Raw genomic sequence first — 23,456 nt, 5'->3', positions numbered from 1 at the left:
GTAGTCCTCTTTTATGTAATTAATCAAATACAAGAAGTTGCGGCGCGGCGATAAGCGGCCTTGTTCAGCTGACCGTTTAGCGGGCCGCCGCAGCGCATGCCTGGTGAAGACTGTTTGTCGCCAATCAAAACGATGCGCCAGATCGTCTTCAGCACGAGTCACTAGGCTAGGGGACAAACACCGTGGGAGTTTGATATATATCAAACGTGTTCAAGTCGGCAATGTTCCCAACTGCTTTCTGTCTTGAAATGGTGCGTTTGTGCTGCATCGCACCAAAAGCATGCCCGTCGCGGCCGGATTATCAGGCCGGCCAAGGGGCTGGCAGCACCTTGTTGGCATGGCACGGAACTTGCTTTTATGCATACTATTAACCAAACAAGGGAGCGTTGACGATGCTACTCAAGAACGACTTGCTCTATTACCCGGCGCAGGCGCGCACGGTCCGCATTTTGTGGATCGACAGCGCCGCCAGCGTGGCCTACACCTTCGACGTGGGTGTGAAAGGCGCGCATCCCGAGCTCGCGCCGCTGCATTGCCTGCACGCCGACCTGGGCGCGCGGCGCGCGCAACTGATGCCGGTGGACCCGTATGCGGCGCGCGGCGATGCGTCCCTGCTGCCGGCGCGCCACCGCCAGGTGCGCGACCGCGCGTGGGCCGTGGTGCAAGGCTTGATCGCCGACGAACCGGCCATCTACCAGGCGCGCCACCGAGGGCGCATGGTGATGGCGCAAAGCGCGCTGCACGGCGTGTCGCACCCGTCCATCTACCGCTACCTGCGGCGCTACTGGGAGCGCGGCCAGCATCCCGATACGCTGCTGCCGGACTATAAAAACTCCGGCGCGCCGGGCAAGACGCGCGGCTCCAGCGCCGGCGTCAAACGGGGGCGCCCGCGCAAGGCCGGCACTCATCCGGGACTGAACGCCGACGACGGCATCCGCCGCACCTTTCACGCCGCCGTGGCGCGCTACAGCGCCACCCACGCGCAGTTCTCGCGGCGCGGCGCGTACCGCCAGATGATCGAAGATTTTTTCGATCAGCACGAGGCCGACCGCTTGCCGACTTTCGGTCAGTTCAATTACTGGATCGAAAAGGATGCACCGGGCGCGAGCGCATCGGCGTGAGCCGTTCGCCGCAGCAGACGGGTGTGGTGCGGCGCATCAAAAATAGTCACCTGAAGCAATAACGGCCTCCTTCGCGGGGCCGTTTTTATTGGCCCGTTGAATCTGAGCGGCCGCAGTCGCATCCCTGTCGTTGACAAGCGACAAGTGTTGCACATGCACAAATCTGCCGAGTACCCTTGTTGCATATCACCGGTTGCCTGATCGAAATCGATATGGCCATCCCTGAAAAGTTATAGCTTGAAAGCAGCATTCCAACGACCAGGCATGCGCCGGCGCGCGTTTCCATGTCGCGCCGATTTCAACTGTTCACTTCCAAGGGAATTCCATGCTTAAGGCCACACTCAAGAAAAGCGTCGCCGCCACTATTGTGCTGCATTCCGGGATCACCTTCGCGCAGACCTCGCCCGGCAAAACCGACGATGGCGCCGGGGCACAAAGCCCGGCGTCCGGCGTCCGGCGTGGTGATCGTCACCGGCACCCGCGCCAGCGGCCTGAAAGCCGAGAACAGCGCCTCGCCGATCCAGGTGCTGGACGCCGCCGCCCTCGGGCGGACCGGCCCGCCCAACCTGATGCAGGCGCTGGCGCAGAACCTGCCCTCGTTTAATGTGCAAGCCTTCGGCCGCGACATGGCCGCGATGACCCTGTCGGCACGCCTGCGCGGCCTCAGTCCGAACAACACCCTGGTACTGATCAACGGAAAACGACGCCACGGCACCGCCAATCTGTCGGTGCTGGCCGGCGCCTACCAGGGCGGCGCGGCGGCCGACCTCAATTACATCCCCATGTCGGCGATCGACCACATCGAAGTGCTGCAAGACGGCGCGGCGGCCCAATACGGCACCGATGCCATCGCGGGCGTCATCAACATCATCCTCAAGTCGAACCAGCGCGGCGCGACCGGCAACGTGAACGGCGGCCGCTACCAGGATGGCGGCGGCCACACCGGCGCGGGCGCGGCCAACATCGGCCTGGCGCCGTTTGGCGGCGCGTTCCTGAGCCTGAGCGCCGAAACCAGATACCACGGCTTCAGCAACCGTGGCGGGATCGATCCGCGTGTGCTCGACAAGGGCACGCTGGCGGCGCAACCGAACCTGCTCAATGCGCCGGGCTACCCCAATCTCAACAAGATCCAGGGCGACGCCCAGTATCGCCAGCACGTGGGCGCCGCCAACTTCGGTTTCGGGATCGCGCCGGACACCTCGTTCTACAGCTTTGCCACCTTCGGCAAAAAGCAAGCGCGCGCGTTCGAGAACTACCGCATGCCGAAGCGCCTGCCACAGGTCTACCCGAACGGTTTCAGCCCGCTCGAAACCTTCGACGAAGAAGACTATGCCGCCACCGCCGGCATCAAGGGCAAGCTTTTCGGCGACTGGAACTGGGATCTCTCCACCACCTACGGCAAGGACGTGACCAGGATCGGCGTCGATTCCTCAGTCAACGTCTCGCTGTTCCTGGACCCCGGTTCGTCGCCGACAACGTTCGCGGCGGGCCAGTTCAAGGCCAGCCAGTGGACCAACAACCTTGACCTGAGCCGCGAGTTCGGCCTGGGCTGGGCCAAGCCGCTCACCTTCGCCATCGGCGCCGAGCAGCGCCGCGACAGCTACGCTATCGTGGCCGGCGAGCCGGCGTCGCGCTACAAGGAAGGCTCGCAGTCCTACCCCGGCTTTTCGCTGACCGACGCCGGCAGGCATGGCCGTCACAACGAAGCCTTCTACATCAACGCGTCGAGCCAGCCGATCAAGGACCTGACAGTCGACCTGGCGGCGCGCTACGAGCAGTTCAGCGATTTCGGCAAGGCCAGGGTCGCCAAGCTGACCACGCGCTACGATTTCACGCCGGATTTCGGGCTGCGCGGCACCTTCAGCAACGGCTTTCGCGCGCCCACGCTGGCTGAGTCCTACTACTCCGCCACCAACGTGACGCCGCGTAGCGCCTTCGTGCAACTGGCGCCCAATTCGGCCGGCGCGAAACTGATCGGCATCGATGGCTTGAAACCGGAAGCGTCGACCAACCTGTCGGCCGGCTTCGTGTTTACTCCGGCCCCTGGCGTGACCGTGACCGTGGACGGCTACCAGATCAGTATCCGCGATCGTATCGTCGGCAGCGGCGCGGTATATGGCTCGGGCGGTTCGGTCAACGCGCAAGCGGTGACGGCGGCCATTCTGGCCAACGGCAATGTGCTCGATCCGACCGTACTGGAAACAGGAATCAACATCTTCTCGAACGCGATCAACACGCGCAGCCGCGGCATGGAGCTGGTGGCGACGACGGCGAGCAATTACGGCGCCTACGGGAAGGTCGACTGGTCGCTGGCGGCCAACTGCAACCAGACCAAGGTCACCAGGATCAACCAGGCGCCGGCGCAATTGCGGCCGCAGACTTTATTGGACAAGACGGCGGTCTCGCACATCGAAAGCGCCTCGCCCAGGATGCGCGTGAACCTGGGCGCCTTATGGAAGATGGGCGACTGGACGGTGAACCTGCGCGAAGCGGTGTATGGCCAATCGTCGGAGCTGTTTTCGCCCGATGGCAATCGCACCTACTACGAAACCAAGGTCAAGACCAAGGCCATCACGGATCTGGAAGTGGGCTACAAGCTTACCGGCGAGTGGACGCTGTCGGTGGGGGCGAACAACCCGTTCAACGCATATCCGGACATGGTCAATCCGCAGATCCTGGCGGTGCAGCGGGCCAACCTGGATAACGGCGCGGTGACGATTTATCCGTCGTTCTCGCCGATCGGGATCAACGGCGGGTATTACTACGCGCGGGCCAGCTTCAGGTTCTGAGGCTAATCGGTGGTCTTATCGTATTCGTAGGCCGGCAAGGATTCGCCGCAATCCTTGCAGTACTTCGCATCCGGCTCGTGTCCTTCGCTCAGGCACGACGGACAGGTGCGCGTGGTCGGCCGCCAGTTCATTCGCTGCGACGTCATCTCCGCCGTCACGATCCCGGTCGGCACCGCCAGCACGCCCCAGCCCAGCAGCATCATGAACGCGGCGATCAGGCGCCCCAGGTTGGTCTGCGGCGTCAGGTCGCCGTAGCCGACCGTGGTCATGGTCACCGTGGCCCAATACATCGCCATCGGAATGCTGGTGAAGCCGTTTTCCGGTCCCTCGACCACGTACATCACGGTCCCTAAAATGAGCACCGCCATCATCACCACCGACAGGAACACGAGGATCTTGCGCCCGCTGGCGCGCAGGGCGCGGCCCAGACGCAGGTATTCGGTGATGTACAGCGTCAGCTTGAAGATGCGGAAAATGCGCAACAGGCGCAGGATGCGGATGTCGAGGAACGCCGACGCTTCCGGCACCAGCAGCGCAAAATAGGTCGGCAACACCGACACCAGGTCGATCACGCCGAAAAAACTGGTCGCGTAGCGCCATGGATGGCGCACACAGCACAGGCGCGCGATGTATTCGGCCGTAAACAACAGCGTGAAGGTCCACTCCAGCACATTGAGCGGGCGCTTGATGGCGCCGGTCGCCGATGGCACGCTGTCGAGGATGACCACGGCGATGCTGAGCAGGATGACGGCGACGAGCAGCACGTCGAAATGCCGGCCGGCGCTGGTATCGGCTTCGAAAATGATCGTATAGATGCGTCGGCGCAGCCCGCTATCGGGTTTGCCGAAGACAGGCGGCGTGTGCGGAGCGATGTCCGCGGCGGCAGGCGTGGTGGTGTCGGTCATGGTGCCGGCAGGGTAGCACGGACGAGGGACGCCGGGCGGCGCCCCGTTCCAATTAATCCGCGTGGCGTTCGACCCAGACCGCGAAGGCGTCGACGAACTTCTGCAAAAAGGCCTTGGTGCTGTCGTTGGTGAGGTTGTCGCCGTCGTACTGGCTGGCGACATTGGCCAGGTAGGCTTCGGGCTGCTGCATGGCGGGCATGTTCAGGAACACCAGCGACTGGCGCAGGTGATGATTGGCCCCGAAGGCGCCGAGCGCGCCCGGCGTCACGCTGACCACGGCGCACGGCTTGCTGCCCCAGGCGCTCTGGCCGTACGGACGCGAGCCGACGTCAATCGCGTTTTTCAGGGCAGCCGGCACCGAGCGGTTGTATTCGGGAGTGCAGAACAGGACCCCGTCGAATTCCTTGAGCTTGTCGCGGAATTCGGTGTAGACCGGCGGCGGCGCCGCGTCGTCGTCCTGGTTGTACAGCGGGAGCTGGCCGATCTCGACGATCTCCATTTCCAGCGTGGGCGGCGCCAGCAGCATCAGGGTCTTGGCGACCTTGCGGTTGAAGGAGTCCTTGCGCAAGCTGCCAATGATGACGGCGATTTTTCGTGAGGCCATGGTGGTCCTTTCGGGGGTGGTTGGTTGGTCGGCGATGCGTGATTTGCAAATCTTAACAATTTTCACAGTACCACGCGCGCGCGTTCCCGAACACCCCCGGAAGGCTTAATAGGCGATGGTAAAACGCTGGCGGCGGTGCGCCGGCTTTTCCAGCTCGTCGATCATGGCCACCGCGTAGTCTTCCACCGAAATGGCGCTGTTGCCGGCGCCATCGACCAGCAACTGGTCGCCGCCGAGGCGGAACACGCCGCTGCGCTCACCGGGCGAAATCATCGCCGCGGGACTGAGCATGGTCCAATCGAGCGAGGCTTCGTCGCGCAGCAGATTGAGCGCCTGGCGCGCGCCTTCCGCGCTGGCGCGGTACGCGTCCGGAAAGCCTGGGGTGTCGAGCAGTTGCACGTCAGGCGCGACCTCGAGCGAACCGGCGCCGCCGACGACCAGCAGGCGTGGCGCGCGCGCCTCCTTGACGGCGGCGATGATATTGCGCACGCCGGACAGGTAATACGACTGCACATCACCCTGGGCGTGGCCGCTGAAGGCCGCCAGCACGGCGTCGGCGCCGGCCAGTTGCGCGGTGAGCGCGGCGACGTCCATCACGTCAGCCTTGCGCGCCGTCAGGCGCTCGCGCGCGGCCAGCTTGTCGGGACGGGTCGCCAGCGCGGTGACGGCATGGCCACGGTTGAGTGCTTCATTCAATAAGGCTGTGCCGATAAATCCAGTGGCGCCGATCAAAACGATGTTCATTGCAATGCTCCTGCTGTTGGGTTGGTATGGAGAGCATCATGCCAGCAAGCATTGATCAGATAAACAGTGTCTTGCGCATTTCATTGTTACCGCTTTCTTATCAATGCAGCGGACTGGACAATTTGAAGGCGGCTTGCGCTGACGCAAAGCGGACGCTGGCATAACGCCGATTATCGACAACACGCCTGACCGAGCGCATGAAACCGTGTCGTCGCGCGGTGCGGGGCGCCACCCACAGGAGGCACAGCATGGACAAGCATAGCAGTCTGCAAGGCAGGACAAACAGTGCGAGTTACGACCGGCCGCGCGTGGTCGTGCGCTTTCGCGAAGGGGTGCGCCTGGCCGACCGTCCCGACCTGGGCGAGCAGATCGAAAACACCGGCATCGGCCCATGGCGGCGCCTCCTGGCGCAGTTCCCCGACCTGAAACTGAGCCCCGTTTTCACCGTGCTCAAATCGGACGACCTGCGCGAGCTGCAGCGGCGCGCGGCCGCCACGGACACGTCCTACCGGCCGGCCGACTTCAACACCTTCTATTATGTCGACGCGCCGCCCGAGACCGACCTGATCGAACTGGTACGCACACTGCTGCGCTGGAACAGCGTCCAGACGGCCTACATCGACCAGGGCGGCCCCGACCCCGCCGTCAACGCGGCCAACGATCCGCGCTCGGTCAACCAGGGCTACCTCGATCCTTCACCGGACGGCATCGACGCCGAATACGCGTGGACCTTTACCGGCGGCGACGGCGCCGGCCAGCGCTTCATTGACCTCGAACGCGGCTGGACGCTCAATCACGAAGACCTGGCCGCGCACGGCGCCACCCTGCTGCACGGGACCCTGCTCGACACCTCGCGCGCGCACGGCACCTCGGTGCTCGGCGAAATCTGCGCGGTCGATAACGCGATCGGCTGCGTCGGCATTGCGCCCAACATCGCCTCGGTCAATGTGGTGTCCTTCCACGGCAGCACGCGCCCGAACGCCGTCATCGCCGCCATCACCAACCTCGCCTTCGGCGACACCTTGCTTCTCGAAGCCCAGGTCGCGCTCAACGGCACCGCCCTGCTCGGCCCCATCGAAGCCTATGATGCCGAGTACGAGGCGATCCGCCTGGCCACGGCGCTCGGGATCATCGTGGTCGAAGCGGGCGGCAACGGCACCAATAACGGCGGCACGCCGGCGCTGAACATGGATACCTACACCACGCTCGGCGGCCAGGCCATCTTGCACCGCGATCCGGGCAATCCACAGTTCCGCGATTCGGGCGCGATCATTGTCACCGCCGCCAGTTCAGCCGCGCCGCACACGCGCCTGGCCTACGGCCCGCACGGCAAGCGCATCGACTGCTATGCCTGGGGCCAGGGCATCAACACCTGCTCGTCGAACGACGCCGGCTCCACCACGGCCTACACCACGGGCTTTTCCGGCACCTCGGGCGCCTCGCCGATCGTCACCGGCGCGGCGCTGGCGGTGCAGGGGCGCGCGCAGGCGCAGCTGGGCTACCGGCTCAGTCCGCGCCAGATGCGCGCAGTGCTCAGCGACCCGGCCACCGGCACCCTGCCCTCGGCGCTCGAAACCACCCAGATCCGCGTCATGCCGAACCTGCGCAAGATCTTCGACACCTTCTTCAACGCCGGGCCGGACGTGTACCTGCGCGACTTCGTCGGCGATACGGGCCTGCCGCACACCGGCGCCATCTCGGCCAGCCCGGACATCATCCTGCGGCCCACGCCCGTGCCCTCGCCGCAGGCCAGCTTCGGCGCGGGCAGCGGCACCGAGAACAATGCGGGCCTCGGCTACAAGGCCGAAGCGGGCCAGGACAACTATATTTATGTGCGGGTGCTGAACCAGGGCGGCTCCGCCGCCGTCAACGTACACGCCACCGTGTACTGGGCGCCTGTGGCCACCCTGATCACGCCGGACCTGTGGAACCTGGTCGGCGCCACGGTCCTGCCGAACGTGCCGACCGGCGAGCAACTGACGGTATCGAGCGCGCTGGTGTGGGCCAAGGCCGGCATTCCCGCACCGGGCCATTACTGCTTCGTCGGGCTGGTGGGCACGGCGGGCGACCCGGCGCCGGGTCCGGCCGACTTCCTCAACTTCGATAACTTCCGGCGCTTCATCCGCGAGAACAACAACGTCACCTGGCGTAACTTCAACGTCGAGAACAACGATCCCGACGTCGAAGACCCGACGCTGCCGCGCGGCTTCAAGGCGCTGGCCTTCCTTGCGCCCGGCGCCCCGGACCGCGCCCGCAACATGGCGCTGGAAGTGGTGGCGCGCCTGCCGGAAGGCGCGCGGGCAGTGCTGGAAGTGCCGCTGGTGTACTTCGAGATGCTGCGCGAGCGCCGCCAGTACGGGCGCGTGAAGATCGACAGCGAGCGCCGCGTAGCCTTTTTGGCGATCAATGCGAGCGGGCGCACCGCTTTCGGCGAGGTGCCGTTTCCCGCCAAGTCGCGCATGGCCATGCGCCTGCTGGTCGAGATCCCGGAGCAGTACCGCGAACGCACGTTCCAGGTCTACGTGCGCCAGTTGTTCGAGCGCGAGGAAATCGGCAGGGTTACCTGGCAACTGGAGCCCAGGCGCGAAGGCAATTGATACGCCGGGCGTCATGGACGATAATGGATTGTTACCCGATCCTTATCAATGCCCATGGCGCCTCTCGACCAGATTGACCTGAACAGCCTGACCATCTTCGACGCCGTCGCCGAAGCGGGCAGTTTCACGGCGGCGGCCGAGCGCCTGGGCGTGGCCAAGGCCCGGATCAGCGTGCAGATCGCGCGCCTGGAACGCCAGCTGGGGGTGTCGCTGTTTACCCGCACCACGCGCCAGGTGGCGCCCACCGAGGCCGGACGCGCGCTGCATGCGCAGTGCCAGCCCTTGCTGCGCGCCCTGTCGGACGCGCTGGCGCAAGCCGGCAGCGAGCAGGGCGAGTTGTCCGGCATGCTGCGCATCTCCACCACCGCGCTGCAGGTGGAACACTCGATCGGCCCGGCGCTGGTGGCGTTCATGGAGCGCCATCCACGCATCACGGTCGATGTGCGTACTGCCGACAAGGTGGCCGACATGGTCGCCGAAGGCATCGACCTGTCGTTTCGCATGGGCTGGCTGCGCGACTCGACCCAGCGCGCCATCAAGCTGGGCGAGTTCACGCAGCATGTGGTGGCCTCGCCAGCGTACCTGGAGCGGCGCGGTTATCCGGCCACGCCGCAGGACCTGGCGCAACACGACTGGGTGGCACTGTCGCTGATGCGCACCCCGCTGACCTGGACCTTTGCCGGCGCCGATGGCGTCCAGGCCGTGGTGCACACCAACTCGCGCCTGCAGGTCGACTCGCCCGCCGCGCTGCTGGCGCTGATCGAACAAGGCGCCGGGGTGACGGTGATGGAAGGGCAAACCCTGCGCGCTAGCTTCGAGGCGGGCACGGTGGTCGAACTACTGCCGCAATGGTCGCTGCCGCGCGGCGGCATGTACGCGGTGCTGCCGCCGGGACGCCAGGCGCCGGCGCGGGTGCGCGCATTTATCGAGTTCTATCGCGAGTTCTTGAGCGCGCCGTAAGAGACGCAAGCGGCAAACTATATTGATCGTCCCCGAACCGCGTCTGCAGGATCGAAGGGGTCTTCGCTGTGGATTTCACCGTCATCATCCTGGACACGCGCATCGAGCGCCCTCGCGATGGAGATCATCTTGCGAATGACCGCCGGGTCAGGATTTTTTGTATAAACCTCGCCAAGTTCCCACCATAGCGGCCATTTCTCGGCGTGCGACACCACCAGCCAGTTTTCGGACCCTGGATTTTCGTGATCGGGTTCGATCTCGCTATCGCCAGACGCGTAGTCCAGCCACTCCGCCAACGAGATCGCCGGACCATGTTCATCAGCCCAGAACTCCCTGCGTGTTATGTGGAAATCGTAGCCCATCGCTTGCATTCCTTAAGATGAAAAGTGGACTAAATCCTGCCACGCCTGAACTCGGCCAGGAATTTTTTTGCTTGCGCCGCCGTCAGCACCACTACCGGGTCGCCATGCCACGCATACAAGAACGGCGTACCGCCCAGGCGGTCGGTCAGCTTGGCCGACAGCAGGAAACGCGTGCCGGCTGGATGGAGCGCCGGGTCCACCAGCGCCCGCGCGCACTGCACGCGCAGGCTGGGGGCGAAGGCCTGCCCTGCCATCGGACGGATGCGCAAGGCGCCAGTGCGCCCATCTTCAAACGATTCGACCGCGACGTCGCGGTAAGCCCAGGTATCACGGGTCATGCTGATGCTTTCGCAGGGACGACCGGCGCGCGCACCACATGCGCCTCGCGGATCGGCAGGTTGATCAGGGCGGCCGCCAGGGCCAGCACGATGTCGGCGTACCACATCCAGGTGTAGTCGCCGTAGGTCACGAACGACAGGCCGCCGAGCCAGGCGCCGAAGAAGCCGCCCACCTGGTGCGACAGCAGCGTCAATCCGAACAGCGTGGACAGATAGCGCATGCCGAACAGTTTGCCGACCAGGCCGGCCGTCGGCGGCACGGTGGCCAGCCAGGTAAAGCCAAGCGCGCCGGCGAACACGTAGAAGGTGGTGGCCGTTTTTGGCGTCAGCAGGTAGATGACGATGATCACCGCGCGGCTGGCGTACATCAGGGCCAGCAGGGACTTCATGCGGTAGCGGGTCGAGAGCGCGCCCGCGCTCAAGCTGCCGGCGATGTTGAATAAGCCGATCAGCGCGAGCGCGGTAGCCGATACGCCCGGCGACAGCTTGCACAGGGCGACTTCGCCCGGCAGGTGCGTGACCAAAAACGCAATGTGAAAGCCGCATGTGAAAAAGCCCGCGTGCAGGCACAGGTAGCTGCGATCGCGCAGCGCGATCTTGATCTGCGCACCGAGCCCGATGCCGGGCGCCTCGACCGGCTTGGCCAGGACCACGGCTGCGGGATCGGCCTTGGCCATCCCCGCGCCCTTGCGCAGCGGCCAGGCCAGCGGAATCGTGAGCAAGGCGGTGGCCGCCATGGTCAGCATCGCCATCACCCAGCCGGCGCTGTTAATGATCGCCTGCATCAACGGGGCGAACACGAACTGGCCGAACGAGCCGCCGGCGTTGATGAAACCCGCTGCGAACGGACGACGCGCGGCCGGCAAACGCTGCGCGGTGGCGCCGATCAGGATCGAGAAGCTGCCCGCGCCCGCCCCCGCCGCGCTTAAAAAACCCATGGTAACGATCAGGCCCCACTGCGACGAGACGAATGGCGTGAGCGCCATGCCGGCGGCGAGCATGACGGCGCCGACGATAATCACCCTGGCCGAGCCCCATTTGTCGGCCACCGCGCCGAACACCGGCTGCGCCGCGCCCCACATGAACTGGCCGATCGCCATGGCAAAGCTGATCGAGGCGATTCCCAGCCCGGTCGCGGTGTTAATCGGCGACATGAACAGGCCGGTGGTCAGGCGCGCGCCCATGGTGATCATCAAGATCGCCGAGGCGGCGAGGATCAGCAGCCACGCGGCGCGCGGGGTCATCTCAGTCTGGGTGGGCATGATTCAGGTTCTCGATCAGGGGCGTTAGTCGGGCTAGCGTGGTGTCCAGTTGCGTGTGCAGGGCGCGCACGGCGTCGCGCCCGACCAGTTGTTCGAAGGCGCGCTGGGCGTCGCACCAGACCAGGTAAGCTACGCCCAGTTTCTCCTGGCCGGCGTCGGTGATGGTGACGATGCGCTGGCGGCTGTCGGCGCCGGGGCGCGTGGCGACCCAGCCGGCGTCCGCCAGCGGCTTGAGGTTGCGCGTGAGCGTAGTGCGCTCCATGCCGAGGCGTTCGGCCAGTTCGGCCACCGGCAGCGCGGCGCGCGCCACGTTGGCAAGCACGCTGTACTGGGTGGTCTTGAGGCCCACGGCGGCCATGTGCTGGTCGTACACGCGCGACATGGCGCGCGTGAGCTTGCGCAGCTTGAAGCAGGTACAGCCCAGGGGCTTGTCGGTCGTATCGGTCATGGCTTCGAGAAATAGGTGCAGGTACACTGATTATTCGAAGTATATTACAATCGATCTGCCTTGTGTGCATGGCCCGACATTTTAATCAGCGATAAGAGGATGATGATGGAACAAACAGACAAACGCCAGCAATGGCTGGACGAGGCCGCGACAATGCGCGCCAGGCTGGCCGCGCCGGGCGTGGCGGACCGCGCGCAATTACGCAGCCGCAGCGGAATGGAGTTCCTGGAAGCGATCGGCAGCGGCGCCCTGCCCCCGGCGCCGATCGCGCAGTTGATGGGCATTTTGCCAATCTCGGTGGAGCCGGGTCGCACCGTGTTCCAGGGAACGCCGGAGCTGGCGCATTACAATCCGAGCGGCGTGGTGCACGGCGGTTATGCGGCCACCATGCTCGACACCGCGCTCGGCTGCGCAATCCATACGATGCTGCCGGCCGGCAAGGGATACACGACCCTGGAGTTGAAGGTGAACTATCTCCGCGCGATGACGGACCAGAGCGGGCCGGTGCGGGCCGAGGCGACCGTGGTCAGCGTGGGTGGACAGGTGGGCGTGGCGCAAGCGCGCATCACCGATGCGAACGGCAAGCTGTACGCCTTTGCGACCACAACTTGCCTGGTATTCGATATCAGCGCTGGGTGATGGTGGAGAGATTGCCGCTGCCGTTTTGCAACACGCTGGCGGTAAAGGCATTGCCGGTTTGCGTGATGCGCGAGAAATTGCCTGTCGTCCAGTTGAGCACACCATTCTGCACCGTGGTGGCGCGGTTGTAGTTGCCGGCCTGGATGATCTCGGAAACGCTGCCGTTGAGCGTCGATGTCGCAGAGGCAAAGTTCTCGTTTCCGGCCTGGACGATGGTCGAGCCGTTGACTGCCCCGCTTTCATCGGCGCGCGCGACGTTGCGTTCGCCGTTTTGCGTGATCGACTGGTTCACCGTGAAAATGGTGCCCTTCTGGCGCACCCAGGCGTCGTTCAATTTGCCGGTCTGTGCCACCGTGACGAAAGAGTAGGCGGCGTCATCCTGGTCGATGAACACCTTGTTGAAGGTGCCGTTCTGGTCGATCTCGGGTCCGCCGTAGCCCGAGAAGTACTGGTAGACCACGATCCAGTTAGCCGAGCCGGTCTGGCGCACCGCGACCGAAAACGTGGGCAGGTCTTGTTGATTGAGCGAGGCGTAGTTGTTGCTGCCGCGCTGCTGGAGCGACAGTTGCGAACTGTTCACGTTATCCTGCCTGAACACGCCCACATTGCCCTGTCCAGACTGGAACATGCGGTTATCGCTGCGGTCGGCGTGCTCTTGCAGGACGCTGGCAACATTGGCGCGGCCCTCCTGGCTGACCTCGACACGCCCGACAGTGGCGATCTGGACGATGCCGCCATCGCGGATGACGGGGTCGCCGATATAGTTGTCGGCGCCGCGCTGCACGACGCTCACTTGCGCGTAATCGGTGCTCTCGCGCTGCTCGACAAGACTCTTGTTGCCGCTGCCCTGCTGGGTGGTGTTAACGGACGTCTGCGCCGCCGCCGGGCCGCTGGCGCACGCCATGCCCGTGGCGAAGGCGATCGCCGTGATTGCGGATGTCATGATGGGTCTCCCTGTGTTTGAACCTGACGAATCAGGTTCAAGTGTAGGGGTCACGTTTTCAGGTCCGCCTGACGGCGATCAAGCTTCCCGGTCGCCGGGCCAGGCGGGCCTTGCTCACCGGTCCTTATGCGGTGACGGACTTGATCAACAGGCAGATCGCCTCGGCGGCCATGCCCTCTTCCCGCCCCAGGTAGCCGAGCTTCTCATTGGTCTTGGCCTTGATGTTCACTTGCTGGGGCGAGACGCCAATGTCTTCGGCAATCCGCGACACCATCTGCGCAATGTGCGGCGCCATCTTCGGCGCCTGGGCGATGATGGTGGCGTCGATATTGCCGATCGTGTAGCCGGTGGCGACCACGCGGTGCGCCACTTCGCGCAGCAGGGTGCGCGAATCGGCGCCGGCGAACATCGGGTCGGTGTCCGGAAAGTGTTTGCCGATGTCGCCCAGGCCGGCCGCGCCGAGCATCGCATCGATGATCGCGTGCAGCAGGACGTCGGCGTCCGAATGGCCGAGCAGGCCCATACGGTGCGGGATTGCGACCCCGCCGATAATCAGTTTGCGGCCCTCGACGAGGGCGTGGCAGTCGTAGCCGGTTCCGACGCGGAACGGCGGTGCGGGATTGTAGGATGCCAGTGCCATGGTCTCACTCATTTCAGGTTAAGGCGCGGCCAGGTACATCTCGGCGATCCGGATGTCCGCCGGCAGCGTCACTTTTAAATTACGGGGATGTCCTTCGACCAGCTTGGGCGAAAAGCCCAGGGCCTCGACCGCACTGGCGTCATCGGTGATGACGCTGGCGTCGGTGGCCGCTGCGAGTGCATCGCACAGCAGCTTGTAGCGAAACATCTGCGGCGTCTGCGCCAGCCACAAACCATCGCGGGCGACGGTGGTGATGCTGGCGGCATTCGCGCCGCTGCGCTTGACGGTGTCCACGACCGGCAGGGCCAACAGGCCCCCGACCGGATCGTCGCCCACCGTGGCGATCAGCTTGTCGATCAGCGCCGCGTTCAGGCCCGGCCGCGCCGCGTCGTGCACCAGCACCCAGTCGTGCTCGTGCAACTCGCCCTCCAACGCCCGCAGGGCGTTGCGGACCGACTCCATGCGGCTCGCGCCGCCGCAGCGCAGCACGGTGGCTGCGCCGGACGGCACGATGGCGTCGATATACTCGTCGCGCGCGCTGACCACGACGTAGGTATGGGCGATCAAGCCGCTCGACAAAAACGCGTCGAGGGTGTGACGCAGCATCGGCTTGGCGCCGATGGGCAGGTATTGCTTGGGGCTGCCCGACGCCATCCGCGCGCCAATGCCGGCGGCGGGGATCAGGGCAAAATAGCGCGGTGCGGAATGCGTCATGGCTGTTGTCGTCGTCAATGTCGTTTAGCCGGTCTTATAAGGGACTGTACCTCACCTTTGCAAACTTTGCTCAGGCGCGCATACTCTTGCGGCGTGTCGATGGCGGCCTGCAAAAGCTCCACTTTCGCCATCTCGTTCTTTATGTACGTCATCCAGCCAGTATTGATTTCCTGCTGCAACAGGGCGCGAGCCCGGCCCGCCGGCGCGTAGAGCGGCTTGTTGTCGAACCGTTTGGACAGCGCCGCGCGCACCGTGACTTCCACTTTCGGCAAATGGTCGAGATAGGTCTTGAGGTGACGCATCTCATGCGCAAGAATCTCCTGATATGCGCAAGAACCGGGAGAAAACTCGCGTCCGACGTAGACCACGATGGGGCTGTAGAACAGCGAAACCGTGATTTTCGGCGCCACGCACTCGTAGCCGCTCAAGGGGTCCTTCAGCATCGCACCGTTGAGGCCGATTGACATGCGCGATTCGGTGCGGGTCAGTCCCAGCACGAAAGAGTTGGGGCGTCCGGGTTTCATGGCGGTCAGGCCGTGCAGCGACACCGTGTTGTTGATGGTGTAGCCGTTCTGCGCCGACGTCAATACCGACACCGCCTTGTCGATCGAATCTTCGCAGCGCGCCTGGAAAGCGGTGCGCGCGGCCCAGCAAGGGTGCGAGAACAACACCGCCAGCGCGAGCGCCAGAATCTTCATCGTCGCTCAGACCGCAGTCCAGCTTCCGGCAATCAACTTTTCCAGCCAGAAGGCGCCGATGATGGTCTTCACGTCGGTGACCTGGCCGGTGCGCACCATCTCGAGCAGTTCGGGCACGCTGGCGCTGAAGGTCTCCAGAAACTCGCCGTCGTCCAGTTTCGCCGGGCCGGCCGTCAGGCCGCGCGCGACGAACAGCTCAAGGTGCTCGTCCGAGTAGGCAATGGCGTTGTGGATCGTACTGATAAATTGCCAGTCGGTCGCCGTGTAGCCGGTTTCCTCCTGCAGCTCGCGCCTGGCGCAGGCCAGCGGCTCCTCGTCCGCATCGATTTTTCCAGCTGGGAATTCGATGAAGACGCGGCCGAGCGGATAGCGGAACTGGCGTTCGAGCAGCACGCGGCCATCGTCCAGGATCGGCAGGATGACCACGGCGCCCGGATGGCGGATGTATTCGCGGGTGGCGACGGCCCCGTTGGGCAAAGTCACGCGGTCGTGCGAGACCTTGAGAAAGCTGCCGTCGTAGGCGACGCCGCCATCGATACGCCGCTCTGTCAGGTGATCCTCAGTCAGGTGCGAGTCCAGGTGCGAGTCCAGGTGCGAGTCCATGTGCGGCTCCTTGCGGTTAATGTTGGCGCTTGCGCAGGTAGCGCATCACGAAGCCCGGGAACGCCAGCACCACGAACAGCGGCACGGTGATCATGTAGAACTCCTTGACCTGCACGAAGACGTTACCGATGCGCGACTCGAGCAGGTAAGCGATGCCGCCGACCACAAAGTACAGCACCAGTAATTCGGCCACGCGCAGCCAGCCCGACTTGTTCGGCGCCTCGCCGGGCGCGCTGTTCAAGGGGATGACGCCGAACAGCCGCTCATTGATGAACGGCAGGTTGGCCGCCGCCAGGGCAATGGCGATGGCCAACCAGCTCGATGACGACACGTCCATCAGGAACCGATAGTTTTCGTCATCGCGTTCAGGCAAGCGGCCAGCAGCGGACCGGCGAACACGCCGAGCAGCACGGTAGCGATACCGTTGATGGACAGGACCGCGCGCATGTCGAACGGCGCCACGATCGGGGTGGTGTCGGTCGGCTCGTCGAAGTACATGACCTTGACCACGCGCAGGTAGTAGAACGCGCCAATCAGCGAGAACATCACCGCCACCACGGTCAGCCACACGGCGCCGGTCGAGAGCACCGCTTCGAGCACCGCGAACTTGGCGGCAAAGCCCATCATCGGCGGCACGCCGGCCAGCGAGAACAGCAAGATCGCCATGACGATCGCGAACCACGGGCTGCGCTTGGCCAGGCCCTTGAAGTCATTCGTTTCTTCGGCTTCGAAGCCGCTGCGCGCCAGCAGCATGATCACGCCGAAGGTGCCGAGCGTGGTCAGGACGTAGGTGATCGAGTAGTACATGGCGGCGCTGTACGCCGAAGCGGCGTTGCTGGCGTCGGCCATGGCTTTCGGATCGAGCGGATTGGCGACCACGCCGGCCAGCAGGCCCAGCAAGACAAAGCCCATTTGCGCGATGGTCGAATAGGCCAGCATGCGCTTGATGTTGGTCTGGGCGATGGCGGTCAGGTTACCGATCGCCAGCGACAGCACGGCCAGCACCATCAGCATCTGCTGCCAGTCGATCGCCATCGGCAGCAAACCTTCCACCAGCAGGCGGATGCAGATCGCAAACGCCGCCAGTTTCGGCGCGCCGCCCAGCAGCAGGGTCACCGCGGTCGGCGAACCCTGGTACACGTCGGGCACCCACATATGGAAGGGCACCACGCCAAGCTTGAACGCCAGGCCGGCCACCAGGAACACCAGGCCGAACACCAGGATGTGCGCATTGGCCTTGGCCGACGATGCCGCTTTCGAGATTTCGCCGATGTCGAGCGAACCGGTGGCGCCGTACAGCATCGAGATGCCATACAGCAAGAAGCCGGAAGCGAGCGCGCCGAGGATAAAGTACTTCATCGACGCTTCGGTCGACACGGCGTGGTCGCGGCGCAGCGCAACGAGTGCGTACAGCGACAGCGACATCAGTTCCAGGCCCAGGTAAATGATCAGCATGTTGTTACCGGAGATCATGATCATCTGGCCGAGCAGCGAGAACAGCGCGAGCACATAGAATTCGCCGCCCAGGTTACCCGACAACATGCCACGCGCGGTGGCATAGGTGCGCGAGTAGACCAGCGTGATGCCGATGGCCAGGTAAGTGAACATCTTCAGCAGGTTCGACATCGGGTCCGACACGAACATGTTATGGAAGGTGTAGACCGTGGTGCCGGCCGCGTAGTCGGCGTAGCTCAAGGCGGCGCAGCCGAGCAGCGCACCGAGCGAGAGCAGGTACGTGACGATGCGCTTCTCTTCCTTGAGGAACATGTCGATCAACAGGATGCTTGATGCGGCGATCAGCAGGAAGATTTCGGCGTAAACCGGGATCAGGTTGGGATTCGTAGTCTGGATCATAGTCTTCTTTAGTGCGGCAGTTTCGACACGGCGACATGCTCGAGCAGGTCGGCGACCGAGGTTTGCATCGTGTCGGTGAACGGCGCAGGGTACAGGCCCATCGCAATCACGGCGATGGCCAGGATGCCGAGCATGACGAATTCGCGCGTGTTCAGGTCCGTCAGTTCGGCCACGTGCTTGTTGGCGACCTTGCCGAAGACGACGCGCTTGACCATCCACAGCGAGTAGGCGGCGCCAAAGATCAGGGCGGTCGCGGCCAGCATGCCGATCCAGAAATTGAATTCGACCGCGCCCAGGATGACCATGAACTCACCGACGAAACCGGAGGTGGCCGGCAAGCCGCAGTTGGCCATCGAGAACAGCACGATGAAGGCGGCGAAGCGCGGCATGCGGTTGACCACCCCTCCGTAGTCGGCGATCTGGCGCGAGTGCATGCGGTCGTACAGCACGCCGATACACAGGAACATGGCGCCCGAAATGAAGCCGTGCGAGATCATCTGCACGATGCCGCCCGAGACCGACATCTGGTTGAACATGAAAAAGCCCAGGGTGACGAAACCCATGTGCGCGATCGACGAATAGGCGACCAGTTTTTTCATGTCCTTCTGGACCAGTGCGACCAGGCCGATGTAGATCACGGCGATCAGCGAGAGGGTGATGATGAAGCCACCCATGTAATGCGATGCATCAGGGGTGATCGGCAGCGAGAAACGGAGAAAACCGTAGGCGCCCAGTTTCAGCATGATCGCGGCCAGCACGGCCGAACCGCCCGTTGGCGCTTCGACGTGGACGTCCGGCAGCCAGGTGTGGACCGGGAACATCGGCACCTTGACGGCAAACGCCATCAGGAAGGCCAGGAAGATGAAGATCTGCTCTTTCATCGACAGCGGCAGCTTGTGCCAGGCCAGAATGTCGAAGGTACCCGAGACGTTGTACAGGTAGACGATGGCGACCAGCGTGAGCAGGGAACCCATGAAGGTGTACAGGAAGAACTTGAACGAGGCGTACACGCGGTTCTCGCCACCGAACACGCCGATGATGATGAACATCGGGATCAGGGTCGCTTCGAAGAAGAAGTAGAACAGCAAGCCGTCCATGGCGCAGAACACGCCGATCATCAGGCCCGACAGGATCAGGAAGGAACCCATGTACTGGGCCACGCGCTTTTCGATCACTTCCCACGCCGAGATCACGACGATCACGGTGATGAAGGCCGTCAGCGGCACGAACCACAGCGACAAGCCGTCGATCGCCAGCGAGTACATGATGTTGAAGCGGCCGATCCACGGCGTGCTTTCGGCGAACTGCATGCCGTGCGCGGCGTTGTCGAAGTGCTGCAGCAGCGGCAAGGTGACCAAAAAGCTGGCGATGGACGCGATCAGCGCCATCCACCGGGTCAAGCCCGGCTTGTTGTCGCGGCCAAGCGCAAGAATGGCCACGCCAAGGACGATCGGAAGCCAGATCGCCAGGCTCAGATACGGAGGAAAATTAGAAATCGTAGACGGCATCATGTTTTATTGTCTTTGCGTGTCTGTTAAGCGTGCCAGAACGGGAGGAAGTACATCAGCGCGCCGAGCACACCGATGATCATCACAAACGCGTAGTGGTAGATGTAACCGGTCTGTCCGAGACGGACGATGGACGAGAACCAGCCAACCAGTTTCGCGCTTCCGTTGACGACCAGGCCATCGATGAGGCCCTTGTCGCCGATATTCCACAGGCCGTTGCCAAGCAGGCGCGCGCCACCGGCGAACACCACCTCGTTGAACTTGTCCATGTAGTACTTGTTGTCCAGCAGCGTATGGACCGCCTTGAAGTGGCGGTAGAACCAGGCCGGCACGCGCGGATTGACCATGTAGCAGTAGTACGCCGCCGCCACGCCGGAGATCGCCAGCCACAGGACCGGCGAGGTCAGGCTGTGCGTGACCATGGCCAGCGGGCCGTGGAATTCTTCGGCCAGGATGTGCATTGCCTTGTGGTTCTCGCCGACGGTAATGACCTTGTCGAAGAATTTACCGAACAGCATGGGACCGATGGTCAGGTAGCCGATGACCACCGAAGGAATCGCCAGCAGGATCAGCGGCAGGGTCACCACCAGCGGCGACTCGTGCGGCTTCTGGCCAGGGGCCAGGCCGTGGTGAGCATGGTCGTCGTGCTCCTCTTCATGGTGCGCGTCGGGCTCGTGCGCATCGGCGTGCTTGGCGTCGTGCTTCTTATCGTGCTTGGCGTCGTGGGCATGATGATCATGCGCATGCGCCTTGCCGAAACGCTCTTCGCCGTGGAATACCAGGAAGTACATGCGGAACGAGTAGAACGCCGTGACGAACACGCCGGCCATCACCGCAAAGTAGGCGAAGCCCGAACCCCAGATGGTGCTCGCGTGGACCGCTTCGATGATGCTGTCTTTCGAGTAGAAGCCCGAGAAGAACGGGGTGCCGATCAGCGCCAGGGAGCCGAGCAGCGCGGTGATCCAGGTAATCGGCATGTACTTGCGCAGGCCGCCCATGTTGCGGATGTCCTGGTCGTGGTGCATGCCGATGATGACCGAGCCGGCGCCGAGGAACAGCAGCGCCTTGAAGAAGGCGTGGGTCATCAGGTGGAACACGGCGACCGAGTAGGCCGACGAACCGAGCGCCACGGTCATGTAGCCGAGCTGCGACAGGGTCGAGTAAGCGACCACGCGCTTGATGTCGTTCTGGATGATGCCCAAGAAGCCCATGAACAGCGCGGTGATCGAACCGATCACCAGCACGAAGGACAAGGCGGTGTCGGACAGTTCAAACAGCGGCGACATGCGCGCCACCATGAAGATACCGGCGGTAACCATGGTGGCGGCGTGGATCAGGGCCGAAATCGGGGTCGGGCCTTCCATCGAGTCAGGCAGCCAGACGTGCAGCGGGAACTGGGCCGACTTGCCCATGGCGCCGATGAACAGGCAGATGCAGGCAACCGACAGCAACATCCAGTCGCTGCCCGGCAGGGTTTTGAGCGACAGCGCGCCGGCCTGGTCGAACACTTCCTTGTAATTCATGCTACCTGCGAACGCCAGCAGCAGACCAATACCGAGGATGAAGCCAAAGTCGCCGACGCGGTTGACCAGGAATGCTTTCATGTTGGCGTAGATCGCGGTCGGGCGGGTGTACCAGAAACCGATCAGCAGGTACGAGACCAGGCCCACCGCTTCCCAGCCGAAGAACAGCTGCAGGAAGTTGTTCGCCATGACCAGCATCAGCATCGCGAACGTAAACAGCGAAATGTAGGCGAAGAAGCGGTTGTAGCCTTCGTCTTCAGCCATGTAGCCGATGGTATAGATATGCACCATCAGCGACACGAAAGTGACCACGCACATCATCATCGCCGAGAGCGAATCGATCTGGAAGCCGACTTCCATCTTGATTTTGCCGACCGTCATCCAGTTGTAGATGGTGCCGTTGAAGCTGGCGCCGTCGAGAACGTCCATCAAGGTCATCACCGACAGGACCAGCGCGATCAGCACGCCCAAAATCGTGACGGTATGCGACGTTTTACGGCCGACCAGGTTACCGAAGAATTTTGTTCCGAACAAGCCCGCAATCACAGCACCAGCCAGCGGCGCCAGTGGTACGGCAAGAAGGACGTTAGGGTTAAGAAGTTGCCCCGCCATGTTGAACCTTAATCGTTATGTATTCGAGTATGAATGTAAGCGCCGGACGGACCGGATTAACCTTTGAGGGTATCGAGGTCTTCCACGTTGATCGTGTCCAGATTACGGAACATGACCACCAAAATCGCCAGCCCGATTGCCGATTCGGCAGCGGCGACGGTCAGGATGAAGAAGACAAAGATCTGCCCCGCCGCGTCGCCCAGGTAATGCGAAAACGCGATGAAGTTCAAATTCACGGCCAGCAGCATCAATTCAATCGCCATCAGCAGGACGATGACGTTCTTGCGGTTCAGGAAAATCCCGACGATCGAGATCGCAAACAGCAGTGCGCCCAGGATCAGGTAGTGTGCGAGCGATAAAGTCATTTTGTCTCCTTGGGGACGGCGACCGGTGGCGTGACGTCCGCCGAACCGGCCTGGGCTTCGGCGGCGGCCAGCGCGGCCGCTTTGGCAGCCGCGTCGATGGCAGGCTGGTCGACCGTTGCCATCTTTACGATGCGCAGGCGGTCGTTACGCTTGACGCGCACGGCGTCGCCCGGATCGAAGGCCTTGGTATCCTTGCGGCGACGCAGGGTCAGCGCGACGGCGGCAACGATGGCCACCAGCAGGATGGCGGCGGCGATCTCGAAACCAAGGATGTACTTGGTGTAGATCAGCAGGCCCAATTCCTTGGTGCCGCCGATGTTCGCGCCGACGGCCTCGGCCTCCTGCTCGAACTTCATGAAGCCGCGCCACAGCACGGCCGCCATTTCCAGCACGATCACCACGCCAATACCGGTGGCCAGCGGCAGGTAGGACCAGAAGCCCTCCCGCATGCGGTCCATATTGATATCGAGCATCATGACCACGAACAGGAACAGCACCATCACCGCGCCCACATACACGAGCACCAGCACGATCGCCAGGAACTCGGCCTTGAGCAGCAGCCAGATGCCGGCCGCGTTGAAGAACGCCAGCACCAGGAACAGTGCCGCGTGGACCGGATTGCGGGCAGTGATTACACGGGTCGCGGCGGCAAGCATAATCGCCGAGAACACGTAGAACATGACAGTTTTAAATTCCATAACTAACCCAGAGGACTTGCAGTTAAATGTGCTAAAAGATTAGCGGTAAGGGGCATCGGCCGCGCGCGCGGCGGCAATGTCGCCCTCGTAGCGATCGCCAACAGCCAGCAACATCTCTTTCGTATAGTACAGATCGCCGCGTTTTTCGCCGTGGTATTCCAGCACATGCGTCTCGACGATCGAGTCGACCGGGCAGGATTCTTCGCAAAAGCCGCAGAAAATGCACTTGGTCAGATCGATGTCGTAACGCGTGGTGCGGCGCGAACCGTCGTCGCGCTGTTCCGATTCGATGGTGATCGCCATGGCCGGGCACACCGCTTCGCACAGCTTGCAGGCGATGCAGCGCTCTTCCCCGTTGGGGTAGCGGCGCAGCGCATGCAGGCCGCGGAAACGCGGCGACATCGGGGTTTTTTCTTCCGGATACTGCACGGTGATCTTGCGCGAGAACGCATAGCGTCCGGTCAGCGCCAATCCCTTGATCAGTTCGGTCAGCAGCATGCTGCTGAAAAAGTCTTTCACTCGTTCCATT

At 63.3% G+C, this 23,456-nt stretch carries 24 protein-coding genes; 5 read left to right on the top strand and 19 right to left on the bottom strand.

The window, feature by feature from the left end; genetic code table 11:
* The first annotated feature begins 392 nt into the window (after positions 1–392).
* Together F2P46_RS06895 and F2P46_RS06890 are read left to right on the top strand one after the other, a co-directional pair.
* A complete protein-coding gene (locus tag F2P46_RS06895; RefSeq protein WP_166886623.1) occupies positions 393–1,121 on the top strand; it encodes a hypothetical protein in 729 nt (242 codons plus the stop codon).
* A 419-nt stretch (positions 1,122–1,540) separates the two neighbouring features.
* Positions 1,541–3,910, top strand: coding sequence for a TonB-dependent receptor (locus F2P46_RS06890; protein ID WP_166886620.1), 2,370 nt, complete (start codon positions 1,541–1,543; stop codon positions 3,908–3,910).
* Positions 3,911–3,912: 2 nt separating this feature from the next.
* Here the strand turns inward: F2P46_RS06890 and F2P46_RS06885 are convergent, their stop codons facing one another.
* The 3 genes from F2P46_RS06885 to F2P46_RS06875 form a co-directional block, all read right to left on the bottom strand.
* Positions 3,913–4,815: an ion transporter gene (locus tag F2P46_RS06885; protein WP_166886618.1), complete on the bottom strand. Its 903-nt coding sequence runs from the start codon at positions 4,813–4,815 to the stop codon at positions 3,913–3,915.
* A 52-nt stretch (positions 4,816–4,867) separates the two neighbouring features.
* A complete protein-coding gene (locus tag F2P46_RS06880) occupies positions 4,868–5,419 on the bottom strand; it encodes an NAD(P)H-dependent oxidoreductase (protein ID WP_166886615.1) in 552 nt (183 codons plus the stop codon).
* A 105-nt stretch (positions 5,420–5,524) separates the two neighbouring features.
* Positions 5,525–6,163, bottom strand: a complete 639-nt coding sequence (locus F2P46_RS06875; protein ID WP_166886613.1) for an NAD(P)-dependent oxidoreductase — start codon at positions 6,161–6,163, stop codon at positions 5,525–5,527.
* A gap of 248 nt (positions 6,164–6,411) precedes the next feature.
* Between F2P46_RS06875 and F2P46_RS06870 the strand changes: the two genes are divergently transcribed.
* Positions 6,412–8,760: a S8 family peptidase gene (locus tag F2P46_RS06870; protein ID WP_166886610.1), complete on the top strand. Its 2,349-nt coding sequence runs from the start codon at positions 6,412–6,414 to the stop codon at positions 8,758–8,760.
* Positions 8,761–8,808: 48 nt separating this feature from the next.
* Positions 8,809–9,720 (top strand): LysR family transcriptional regulator, encoded by a 912-nt coding sequence (locus tag F2P46_RS06865; RefSeq protein ID WP_208296532.1) that lies wholly within the window; start codon positions 8,809–8,811, stop codon positions 9,718–9,720.
* Positions 9,721–9,737: 17 nt separating this feature from the next.
* On the opposite strand, the gene F2P46_RS06860 is transcribed toward F2P46_RS06865, so the two are convergent.
* The 4 genes from F2P46_RS06860 to F2P46_RS06845 are packed head-to-tail and all read right to left on the bottom strand — an operon-like array spanning position 9,738 to position 12,157.
* The gene (locus F2P46_RS06860) at positions 9,738–10,082 is read right to left on the bottom strand and encodes a hypothetical protein (RefSeq protein ID WP_208296531.1); all 345 of its coding nucleotides are present in this window, start codon (positions 10,080–10,082) and stop codon (positions 9,738–9,740) included.
* A gap of 29 nt (positions 10,083–10,111) precedes the next feature.
* Positions 10,112–10,420 carry a hypothetical protein gene (locus F2P46_RS06855; RefSeq protein WP_166886604.1) on the bottom strand — a complete coding sequence of 103 codons (309 nt, stop codon included), beginning with the start codon at positions 10,418–10,420 and terminating at the stop codon, positions 10,112–10,114.
* Complete coding sequence (locus tag F2P46_RS06850) at positions 10,417–11,682, bottom strand: MFS transporter (RefSeq protein WP_208296530.1); 1,266 nt, start codon at positions 11,680–11,682, stop codon at positions 10,417–10,419. The genes F2P46_RS06855 and F2P46_RS06850 overlap by 4 nt, the downstream gene beginning before the upstream one ends.
* Positions 11,666–12,157 (bottom strand): MarR family winged helix-turn-helix transcriptional regulator, encoded by a 492-nt coding sequence (locus tag F2P46_RS06845; protein WP_368737884.1) that lies wholly within the window; start codon positions 12,155–12,157, stop codon positions 11,666–11,668. Before F2P46_RS06845 ends, F2P46_RS06850 begins: the two co-directional genes overlap by 17 nt.
* A gap of 78 nt (positions 12,158–12,235) precedes the next feature.
* Here F2P46_RS06845 and F2P46_RS06840 point away from each other — a divergent pair, with 78 nt between their 5' ends.
* Positions 12,236–12,769: a PaaI family thioesterase gene (locus tag F2P46_RS06840; protein WP_166886601.1), complete on the top strand. Its 534-nt coding sequence runs from the start codon at positions 12,236–12,238 to the stop codon at positions 12,767–12,769.
* Here the strand turns inward: F2P46_RS06840 and F2P46_RS06835 are convergent.
* The 12 genes from F2P46_RS06835 to nuoI form a co-directional block, all read right to left on the bottom strand.
* Complete coding sequence (locus F2P46_RS06835) at positions 12,756–13,712, bottom strand: hypothetical protein (RefSeq protein WP_166886598.1); 957 nt, start codon at positions 13,710–13,712, stop codon at positions 12,756–12,758. The two genes, F2P46_RS06840 and F2P46_RS06835, sit on opposite strands and share 14 nt — an antisense overlap.
* A gap of 124 nt (positions 13,713–13,836) precedes the next feature.
* Positions 13,837–14,352 carry a 2-C-methyl-D-erythritol 2,4-cyclodiphosphate synthase gene (gene ispF, locus F2P46_RS06830; protein ID WP_166886595.1) on the bottom strand — a complete coding sequence of 172 codons (516 nt, stop codon included), beginning with the start codon at positions 14,350–14,352 and terminating at the stop codon, positions 13,837–13,839.
* Between the two features lie 18 nt (positions 14,353–14,370).
* On the bottom strand, positions 14,371–15,066 hold the full coding sequence (gene ispD, locus F2P46_RS06825; RefSeq protein ID WP_166886592.1) for a 2-C-methyl-D-erythritol 4-phosphate cytidylyltransferase: 696 nt from the start codon (positions 15,064–15,066) through the stop codon (positions 14,371–14,373).
* A 14-nt stretch (positions 15,067–15,080) separates the two neighbouring features.
* Positions 15,081–15,764, bottom strand: a complete 684-nt coding sequence (locus F2P46_RS06820; protein ID WP_166886589.1) for a hypothetical protein — start codon at positions 15,762–15,764, stop codon at positions 15,081–15,083.
* A gap of 6 nt (positions 15,765–15,770) precedes the next feature.
* Entirely contained in the window at positions 15,771–16,367 is a 597-nt protein-coding gene (locus F2P46_RS06815) for an NUDIX hydrolase (protein WP_166886586.1), read from the bottom strand.
* A gap of 16 nt (positions 16,368–16,383) precedes the next feature.
* Positions 16,384–16,698 carry a DUF2818 family protein gene (locus F2P46_RS06810; RefSeq protein WP_166886936.1) on the bottom strand — a complete coding sequence of 105 codons (315 nt, stop codon included), beginning with the start codon at positions 16,696–16,698 and terminating at the stop codon, positions 16,384–16,386.
* A gap of 5 nt (positions 16,699–16,703) precedes the next feature.
* A complete protein-coding gene (gene nuoN, locus F2P46_RS06805; protein ID WP_166886583.1) occupies positions 16,704–18,221 on the bottom strand; it encodes an NADH-quinone oxidoreductase subunit NuoN in 1,518 nt (505 codons plus the stop codon).
* 8 nt (positions 18,222–18,229) lie between these two features.
* Positions 18,230–19,732 (bottom strand): NADH-quinone oxidoreductase subunit M, encoded by a 1,503-nt coding sequence (locus tag F2P46_RS06800; protein WP_166886580.1) that lies wholly within the window; start codon positions 19,730–19,732, stop codon positions 18,230–18,232.
* Between the two features lie 23 nt (positions 19,733–19,755).
* Positions 19,756–21,864 carry an NADH-quinone oxidoreductase subunit L gene (gene nuoL, locus F2P46_RS06795; protein WP_166886577.1) on the bottom strand — a complete coding sequence of 703 codons (2,109 nt, stop codon included), beginning with the start codon at positions 21,862–21,864 and terminating at the stop codon, positions 19,756–19,758.
* Positions 21,865–21,920: 56 nt separating this feature from the next.
* On the bottom strand, positions 21,921–22,229 hold the full coding sequence (gene nuoK / locus F2P46_RS06790; RefSeq protein ID WP_126075091.1) for an NADH-quinone oxidoreductase subunit NuoK: 309 nt from the start codon (positions 22,227–22,229) through the stop codon (positions 21,921–21,923).
* Positions 22,226–22,927, bottom strand: a complete 702-nt coding sequence (locus F2P46_RS06785; RefSeq protein WP_166886575.1) for an NADH-quinone oxidoreductase subunit J — start codon at positions 22,925–22,927, stop codon at positions 22,226–22,228. The genes nuoK and F2P46_RS06785 overlap by 4 nt, the downstream gene beginning before the upstream one ends.
* Positions 22,928–22,966: 39 nt before the next feature.
* Positions 22,967–23,455, bottom strand: a complete 489-nt coding sequence (gene nuoI, locus F2P46_RS06780) for an NADH-quinone oxidoreductase subunit NuoI (RefSeq protein ID WP_099876575.1) — start codon at positions 23,453–23,455, stop codon at positions 22,967–22,969.
* Between the last annotated feature and the right edge of the window lies 1 nt (position 23,456).

This window comes from Massilia sp. CCM 8734 (genome assembly GCF_011682155.1).
Taxonomy (GTDB): domain Bacteria; phylum Pseudomonadota; class Gammaproteobacteria; order Burkholderiales; family Burkholderiaceae_D; genus Telluria_A; species Telluria_A rubra.
Note: the sequence above shows the minus strand (reverse complement) of the source record. Positions and strands in the feature narration are given on the sequence as shown.

What these genes read in the sequence shown, in the direction of transcription:
- F2P46_RS06895 (WP_166886623.1), top strand. Translation starts at nt 393, where the DNA reads ATGCTACTCAAGAACGACTTGCTCTATTACCCGGCGCAGGCGCGCACG.
- F2P46_RS06890 (WP_166886620.1), top strand. Translation starts at nt 1,541, where the DNA reads ATGGCGCCGGGGCACAAAGCCCGGCGTCCGGCGTCCGGCGTGGTGATC.
- F2P46_RS06885 (WP_166886618.1), bottom strand. Translation starts at nt 4,815, where the DNA reads ATGACCGACACCACCACGCCTGCCGCCGCGGACATCGCTCCGCACACG.
- F2P46_RS06880 (WP_166886615.1), bottom strand. Translation starts at nt 5,419, where the DNA reads ATGGCCTCACGAAAAATCGCCGTCATCATTGGCAGCTTGCGCAAGGAC.
- F2P46_RS06875 (WP_166886613.1), bottom strand. Translation starts at nt 6,163, where the DNA reads ATGAACATCGTTTTGATCGGCGCCACTGGATTTATCGGCACAGCCTTA.
- F2P46_RS06870 (WP_166886610.1), top strand. Translation starts at nt 6,412, where the DNA reads ATGGACAAGCATAGCAGTCTGCAAGGCAGGACAAACAGTGCGAGTTAC.
- F2P46_RS06865 (WP_208296532.1), top strand. Translation starts at nt 8,809, where the DNA reads ATGCCCATGGCGCCTCTCGACCAGATTGACCTGAACAGCCTGACCATC.
- F2P46_RS06860 (WP_208296531.1), bottom strand. Translation starts at nt 10,082, where the DNA reads ATGGGCTACGATTTCCACATAACACGCAGGGAGTTCTGGGCTGATGAA.
- F2P46_RS06855 (WP_166886604.1), bottom strand. Translation starts at nt 10,420, where the DNA reads ATGACCCGTGATACCTGGGCTTACCGCGACGTCGCGGTCGAATCGTTT.
- F2P46_RS06850 (WP_208296530.1), bottom strand. Translation starts at nt 11,682, where the DNA reads ATGCCCACCCAGACTGAGATGACCCCGCGCGCCGCGTGGCTGCTGATC.
- F2P46_RS06840 (WP_166886601.1), top strand. Translation starts at nt 12,236, where the DNA reads ATGGAACAAACAGACAAACGCCAGCAATGGCTGGACGAGGCCGCGACA.
- F2P46_RS06835 (WP_166886598.1), bottom strand. Translation starts at nt 13,712, where the DNA reads ATGACATCCGCAATCACGGCGATCGCCTTCGCCACGGGCATGGCGTGC.
- ispF (WP_166886595.1), bottom strand. Translation starts at nt 14,352, where the DNA reads ATGGCACTGGCATCCTACAATCCCGCACCGCCGTTCCGCGTCGGAACC.
- ispD (WP_166886592.1), bottom strand. Translation starts at nt 15,066, where the DNA reads ATGACGCATTCCGCACCGCGCTATTTTGCCCTGATCCCCGCCGCCGGC.
- F2P46_RS06820 (WP_166886589.1), bottom strand. Translation starts at nt 15,764, where the DNA reads ATGAAGATTCTGGCGCTCGCGCTGGCGGTGTTGTTCTCGCACCCTTGC.
- F2P46_RS06815 (WP_166886586.1), bottom strand. Translation starts at nt 16,367, where the DNA reads ATGGACTCGCACCTGGACTCGCACCTGGACTCGCACCTGACTGAGGAT.
- nuoN (WP_166886583.1), bottom strand. Translation starts at nt 18,221, where the DNA reads ATGATCCAGACTACGAATCCCAACCTGATCCCGGTTTACGCCGAAATC.
- F2P46_RS06800 (WP_166886580.1), bottom strand. Translation starts at nt 19,732, where the DNA reads ATGATGCCGTCTACGATTTCTAATTTTCCTCCGTATCTGAGCCTGGCG.
- nuoL (WP_166886577.1), bottom strand. Translation starts at nt 21,864, where the DNA reads ATGGCGGGGCAACTTCTTAACCCTAACGTCCTTCTTGCCGTACCACTG.
- nuoK (WP_126075091.1), bottom strand. Translation starts at nt 22,229, where the DNA reads ATGACTTTATCGCTCGCACACTACCTGATCCTGGGCGCACTGCTGTTT.
- F2P46_RS06785 (WP_166886575.1), bottom strand. Translation starts at nt 22,927, where the DNA reads ATGGAATTTAAAACTGTCATGTTCTACGTGTTCTCGGCGATTATGCTT.
- nuoI (WP_099876575.1), bottom strand. Translation starts at nt 23,455, where the DNA reads ATGGAACGAGTGAAAGACTTTTTCAGCAGCATGCTGCTGACCGAACTG.